Source organism: Bradyrhizobium sp. INPA03-11B (assembly GCF_040446015.1).
In the GTDB taxonomy this organism is placed as follows: Bacteria; Pseudomonadota; Alphaproteobacteria; order Rhizobiales; family Xanthobacteraceae; genus Bradyrhizobium; species Bradyrhizobium macuxiense_A.
On sequence record NZ_JASGSR010000230.1, the window covers coordinates 1 to 5,576 of the forward strand.

At 64.9% G+C, this 5,576-nt stretch carries 7 protein-coding genes; 4 read left to right on the plus strand and 3 right to left on the minus strand.

What is annotated here, in order from left to right:
- Window positions 1-103 precede the first annotated feature (103 nt).
- The gene (locus QMZ05_RS40260; RefSeq protein ID WP_353705798.1) at window positions 104-703 is read right to left on the minus strand and encodes a superoxide dismutase; all 600 of its coding nucleotides are present in this window, start codon (window positions 701-703) and stop codon (window positions 104-106) included.
- A gap of 164 nt (window positions 704-867) precedes the next feature.
- Here QMZ05_RS40260 and QMZ05_RS40265 point away from each other — a divergent pair, with 164 nt between their 5' ends.
- The 3 genes from QMZ05_RS40265 (at window position 868) to QMZ05_RS40275 (ending at window position 3,614) form a co-directional block, all read left to right on the plus strand.
- Window positions 868-1,398: a GNAT family N-acetyltransferase gene (locus QMZ05_RS40265; protein ID WP_353705799.1), complete on the plus strand. Its 531-nt coding sequence runs from the start codon at window positions 868-870 to the stop codon at window positions 1,396-1,398.
- Between the two features lie 250 nt (window positions 1,399-1,648).
- Window positions 1,649-3,034, plus strand: coding sequence for an MATE family efflux transporter (locus tag QMZ05_RS40270; protein WP_353705800.1), 1,386 nt, complete (start codon window positions 1,649-1,651; stop codon window positions 3,032-3,034).
- 136 nt (window positions 3,035-3,170) lie between these two features.
- On the plus strand, window positions 3,171-3,614 hold the full coding sequence (locus QMZ05_RS40275) for a DUF2147 domain-containing protein (RefSeq protein WP_353705801.1): 444 nt from the start codon (window positions 3,171-3,173) through the stop codon (window positions 3,612-3,614).
- Window positions 3,615-3,693: 79 nt separating this feature from the next.
- Here QMZ05_RS40275 and QMZ05_RS40280 read toward each other — a convergent pair whose 3' ends face one another.
- Complete coding sequence (locus QMZ05_RS40280) at window positions 3,694-3,951, minus strand: endonuclease domain-containing protein (RefSeq protein WP_353705803.1); 258 nt, start codon at window positions 3,949-3,951, stop codon at window positions 3,694-3,696.
- Here QMZ05_RS40280 and QMZ05_RS40285 point away from each other — a divergent pair.
- A complete protein-coding gene (locus QMZ05_RS40285; protein ID WP_353705802.1) occupies window positions 3,832-4,149 on the plus strand; it encodes a hypothetical protein in 318 nt (105 codons plus the stop codon). The two genes, QMZ05_RS40280 and QMZ05_RS40285, sit on opposite strands and share 120 nt — an antisense overlap.
- On the opposite strand, the gene QMZ05_RS40290 is transcribed toward QMZ05_RS40285, so the two are convergent.
- Window positions 4,130-5,278, minus strand: a complete 1,149-nt coding sequence (locus QMZ05_RS40290; RefSeq protein ID WP_353705804.1) for a DUF3095 domain-containing protein — start codon at window positions 5,276-5,278, stop codon at window positions 4,130-4,132. The two genes, QMZ05_RS40285 and QMZ05_RS40290, sit on opposite strands and share 20 nt — an antisense overlap.
- Window positions 5,279-5,576 lie beyond the last annotated feature (298 nt).

Below are 5,576 nucleotides of genomic sequence, written 5' to 3' on the forward strand. Positions count from 1 at the left end.
GATCACCCCACCCCGTTTCGCATTCCGCTTCGCTTCATGCGAACCGACCCTCCCCCTCCAGGGGAGGGTGAAGGGCCGTTCGTGAAAATGCGATCAGAACGCCTTAGCCGGCCTTGCCGAACAGCTCGTCGACATAATCCCAGTTGACGAGATTCTCGACGAACGCCTTCAGATAGTCCGGACGGCGGTTACGGTAGTCGATGTAGTAGGAGTGCTCCCAGACGTCGACGCCGAGGATCGGCACCGCGCCGTGGACCAGCGGGTTCTCGCCGTTCGGGGTCTTGGCGATCTCGAGCTTGCCGCCCTTGACCTGCAGCCACGCCCAGCCGGAGCCGAACTGGCCGACGCCGGCAGCGGCGAAGTCGGTCTTGAACTTCTCGAATCCACCGAGGTCTTCGTTGATCTTCTTCTCGAGCCGGCCGGGCAGCTTGCTGCCGCCGCCATTCGGCTTCATCCACTTCCAGAAATGGAGGTGGTTGTAGTGCTGACCGGCATTGTTGAAGACGGCCGCGTTCTTGCCGAACGAACCCTTCACGATCTCCTCGAGGGACTTGCCTTCGAATTCGGTCCCCTTGATCGCGTTGTTGCCGTTGGTGACGTAGGCCTGGTGATGCTTGTCGTGGTGAAACTCCAGCGTTTCCTTGGACATATAGGGCGCAAGGGCGTCGTGAGCGTAGGGCAGATCGGGTAGCGTGAAGGTCATGGGGTAATGTCCAACAGAGGGTGGGAGACTACACTTAACGGGTCCCCCTTATAGAAGGTTCCACGGCGGAGAAACACCGCATTTTCTGATCGGCTATGACAGATCGGCACAGCCGAAAGCCAAGTCCAAAGCCAAGCCGAAAGCCAAGACCAAGGACCCAGACGATGAGCATCGAAATCGACATTCTCAACGGAGATGCGTCATGGCCGCGCGCCGAGCCCCTGCTGCGGACGGTCTGGAGCCCGGAGGTCATGCAGAACAAACCGTGGGCCGACATCAAATGGGCTCACGCGGATTTGCGCGTGCTGCTCGACGCGCCCGACGACAGCGGGCTGGCCTGCCATGTCGGTATCTATTTCCGGACAATCACCTGGAATGGCCACAAGGTGCATGTCGCTGGCATCGGCGGGGTCTCGACCCGTGAGGACTGCCGGGGGCGCGGCTACGCGTCGCTCGCGCTCGACGCCGCCGTGCACACCGTTCGTGCCAACGATGCGGTGAAATTTGCAATCTTATTCTGCGAGCCGCACAATTTCGCGTTCTACCAAGCGCGCGGCTGGCATCCGTTCAGCGGTGAAGTTACTTGCGAACAGCCCGCGGGGAAAATCCGCTTCGAGGCGATGGCGCCGTTCGTCAACGACATCGTCCGCGCGCCGCGCCAGGGCAAGATCGACCTATGCGGCCTGCCGTGGTGACCCCTGCGCAGGTGCGGGTGGCCTGCGGGTGGCGCCGGTCGTAAAATGTTGATCATCATTTATTGACGGCAGGTTTTCACAAAGTGATCTCGGACTGCGGCCGCATCGGCACGAGGCCCCCTCTCCCGCTTGCGGGGGAGGGATGGGGTGGGGGCTCTCTCCACGAGTCATTCCGTGGAGAGAGCCCCCACCCACCACGCGCTGCGCGCGCGTCGGCCTCCCCCGCAAGCGGGAGAGGCGAAGTAAGCGCATGACCATTGAAGCCTCGATCGACGACGCGCGCTCCACCGCGGCCGCGCCTGCGGTGCCGGTCGATCATTTGCTGACCGCACCGATCCTGCCGACGCTGCTGCGCCTCGCGGTCCCCAACACCATCGCGATGTTCGGCTCGACGCTCGTCGCGGTTGCCGAGACCTCCTACATCGGCCGGCTCGGCACCGAGCCACTGGCCGGCATCGCATTGGTATTCCCGTTCGCGATGCTGAACCAGATGATGTCGGCCGGCGCGATGGGCGGCGGCGTCTCCTCGGCGATCAGCCGCGCGCTCGGCGCCGGCGATCGCGACCGTGCCGCCGACCTGGCGCTGCATGCGGCGATCATCGGGATCGGCCTCGGCCTGTTCTTCACCGTGATGATGCTGGACTTCGGCAGCAACTTCTATGCGCTGCTCGGCGGACGCGGCGGCGTGCTCGAGCAATCGATGCACTATTCGCAGGTGCTGTTCTCCGGCGCGATCTCGATCTGGCTGGTCAACACGCTCGCCTCCGTGGTGCGCGGCACCGGCGACATGCGGATTCCCTCGATGACGCTGATCACGGCTTCGATGATCCAGATCGCGGTCGGCGGCGTGCTGGGGCTCGGGCTGTTCGGCGTGCCAAGCCTCGGCATGCGCGGCGTCGCCGCGGGCCAGCTCACGGCCTTCACGTGCGGTGCAATTTTCCTCGCCTGGTATCTCGCCTCCGGGCGCAGCCGGTTGAAGCTCGACTTCGCCGCCTTCAGCTTCCAGCGCGCAATGTTCCTCGACATCCTCAAGGTCGGCGCGATCTCCTGCCTGTCGCCGTTGCAGAGCGTGCTGACCATCCTGATCTTCACCAAGATCCTCGCCGGCTTCGGCACCGAGACGCTGGCCGGATACGGCATGGGCTCGCGGCTGGAATTCCTGCTGATCCCGATCGCCTTCGCGGTTGGCGTCGCCTCGGTGCCGATGGTCGGCATGGCGATCGGCGCAGGACTGGTGACGCGGGCGCGCAAGGTGGCGTGGACCGCCGGCACGGTCGCGGGCCTCGTGGTCGGACTGGTCGGACTTGTGGTCGCAGTCAAGCCGACGCTGTGGATCGCACTGTTCACCAGCGATCCCGGCGTAACGGCCGCGGCTTCATCCTATTTCGCACTGGCCGGCCCGGGATTCGGCTTCTTCGGCGTCGGCGTTTGTCTTTATTTCTCCTCGCAAGGCGCCGCCAAGGTCGGCGGACCGGTGCTGGCCGGGACCATCCGCCTGTTGCTGGTCGGCATCGGCGGCTGGTGGCTCGCCACCGTGAGCGCGCCGGCATGGACGCTGTTTGCGCTGGTCGGAGCGGCGATGGTGGCATTCGGCCTCGCCACCATCATATCGATCCGGCTGACCCGCTGGGGATAGCGTCGCCTTGCCTGATCAAGACGCTGCCGGAAATAATCTACAGGATTTTTTGGATCATACACGCCTGATCGCGCGAATATGACATTGCAGAAATCTTTCGAATTGTTATGCAGGCCGACCTTTTGGGGAACAAGCCATGGCCTGCAGACTGGGATTCGTGATCGCAACCATTGCGGCGGCACTTGCCGTGCCTGCCGCGCATGCACAGAGCGCGCCTGAGCCTTTCGGCGTCTGGCAGACCCAGGCCGGCGATGCCCACGTCAAGATCAGCAAGTGCAGCGGCGGCATCTGCGGCGTGGTGGTGAGCCTGCGCGACCCGATCGATCCGATGACCGGCAAGCCGCAGGTCGACAACAAGAATCCCAATCCGTCGCTGGCCAACCGGCCGATCATCGGGCTGCCGTTGTTCTCCGCCATGCAGCCGGTTGCCGCGGGCAAATGGTCGGGCCAGATCTACAATGCCGACGATGGCGGCACCTATGCGAGCAGCGTCTCGGTCACCGGCGAGAGCACGCTGCGCGTCGAAGGCTGCGTTGGCGCGCTATGCGGCGGCGAGACCTGGACGCGGGTCGGACGGTAATTTCTAGCGGAGTAATAACCGCAGCGGGACTGCGCTCCCTCGCCCCGCTCTTGCGGGGAGAGGGTTGGGGTGAGGGGCTCTATCCGCATAGCGCGGCCTCAATTGTAGTCAGCACCCCCTCGATATTCTCGAGAACCTCATTGTTCCAGAAGCGAAGTACGCGATATCCCTCGTCGGCCAGATAGCGGTCACGGATCGCATCTGCCGCCGAGTCCGCATGCTGACCGCCATCGACCCCGATGACGAGTCGCTTCTCGCGGCAGGCGAAATCGCAGATGTAGTTTCCGATCGGGACCTGCCGCGCAAACTTGTGGCCGTCGATCTGACGATTGCGCAGGTGTTTCCAAAGCGCGATCTCCGCATCCGTTTGATTGGCGCGCAGTCGTCTCGCGAGTCGGATGGATACCCTCTTTGCGGCCGCGCATTGCCATGCCCCTCACCCGGAACGCATCTCGCGATGCGTTCCGACCTCTCCCCGCAGAAGAGCGGGGAGAGGTTAGAAAAGCAACCGCTGGCTACGCCGCGCGTGCCTTGAGCACGGTGGCGGCCGAGGCGTAACCGCCGCGGGCGCCGTCGATGAAGTGGACGTGGTCGGCGCGCATCACCGACGGCGTGAAGCAGGTCATCATCGCGGCATCCTGTTCATGCAGGCCGTAGCGCACGATGCCCTGCGCGGCTGCGACGACGAGGCGCTGCTCGATATCCGCGGCAAGCTCCGGCGTGCAATCCAGGATCATGCGCAAGCCGTCGTCGAACTTGCGGAAGTCGGAATTCTCGACCAGCTGCCGCACATAGGTCTTTGGCACGAATTTGCCGATCGGGATGTTGAACCGCATCAGCGTATAGGCCCACAGCGTGAACGCGAGCACGACCGCACGCCGCAGCGCGAGCGAGCCACCGCGCCGCGCGCGCGCTTCATATTCCAGCCCCTGCGGCGGCCAGCGCAGCGGCGGGCCGCCCGGCGGCACCGGCCGTCCCGCATCGGGGCTTTTCTCGACGCGCACGACGATGTCCTCGATCACCTTGCGGAAAGAAGCCGGATCGGCGCCCTTCGCCGGCAACACCAGCACCGAGAGAATGACGCCACGCGCCGATGGCATCACCTCGAAACGGCAGGATAGCCCCGACAGATCGGGCTGCGTGCCCGGCGGCGCCGGATCGACCGCGAACTCGCCGCGCTTCATCGCGGCGTCGGCATAGGCAAGACCGCCGCCAGTGAACATCGCGTAGGAGAGATTGGCCGACGGCCCGAAGCGCGCGATACGCACATCGGCACCCGCGGCGCGGATCGCCGACATCGGCATCAGCGCCACCCGCAGCACCAGATCGAGGTCGTCGCGCACCCAGCGCGCGGTCGCAGCCAGCGCCTCGCGCGCTTTCTCGAGATCGGCGGGCGCGACCGCGAAGCTCGCACCGTCGCCGCCGAACACGAAGGGGAATTCGCGGCCGTCGAGCGCATTGGTGACGGAAGCGACCACCGCGGCGCCGGCCATGTTGACCGCCTTGTAGCGCTGCGCCGCGATCGCCTTGGTCGACTCGACGATGTCGGCGACGCCGACCGCCCAGTCATCCGGCAGCGGCGCATACAGCGCCGGATCCATCAGGCGCGCGAAGCCGCGAAACACCGGAATGCCGCCGTAGAAGATCTCGCTGCCGCCAGCCATCGCAACGCCGTGTTGTTTTTCGCCTATGATGAAACTCTCTAGCAGATACGGCGCGGGTTGGGACGGGTTTTGCCGGCAGTCGGGCGCCTTGTAGCCCGGATGAAGTCCCGTCATCCTGAGGAGCCGCGGAGCGGCGTCTCGAAGGATCGACGGCCACCAGCGGGGCCGATTCATCCTTCGAGGCTCGCTTCGCTCGCACCTCAGGATGACGGTGATGGCTTCGTAGATGGGGTAACGGGCCGGCCGCCCGCTCGCTACGGCGCGATATAGAAGCGCGCTCGCGAGCGGCCTGTTGGTT

Bases quoted from the DNA above. Each gene is read 5' to 3' on its own strand.
- QMZ05_RS40260 (WP_353705798.1), bottom strand. From the start codon at position 703: ATGACCTTCACGCTACCCGATCTGCCCTACGCTCACGACGCCCTTGCG.
- QMZ05_RS40265 (WP_353705799.1), top strand. From the start codon at position 868: ATGAGCATCGAAATCGACATTCTCAACGGAGATGCGTCATGGCCGCGC.
- QMZ05_RS40270 (WP_353705800.1), top strand. From the start codon at position 1,649: ATGACCATTGAAGCCTCGATCGACGACGCGCGCTCCACCGCGGCCGCG.
- QMZ05_RS40275 (WP_353705801.1), top strand. From the start codon at position 3,171: ATGGCCTGCAGACTGGGATTCGTGATCGCAACCATTGCGGCGGCACTT.
- QMZ05_RS40285 (WP_353705802.1), top strand. From the start codon at position 3,832: ATGCTGACCGCCATCGACCCCGATGACGAGTCGCTTCTCGCGGCAGGC.
- QMZ05_RS40290 (WP_353705804.1), bottom strand. From the start codon at position 5,278: ATGGCTGGCGGCAGCGAGATCTTCTACGGCGGCATTCCGGTGTTTCGC.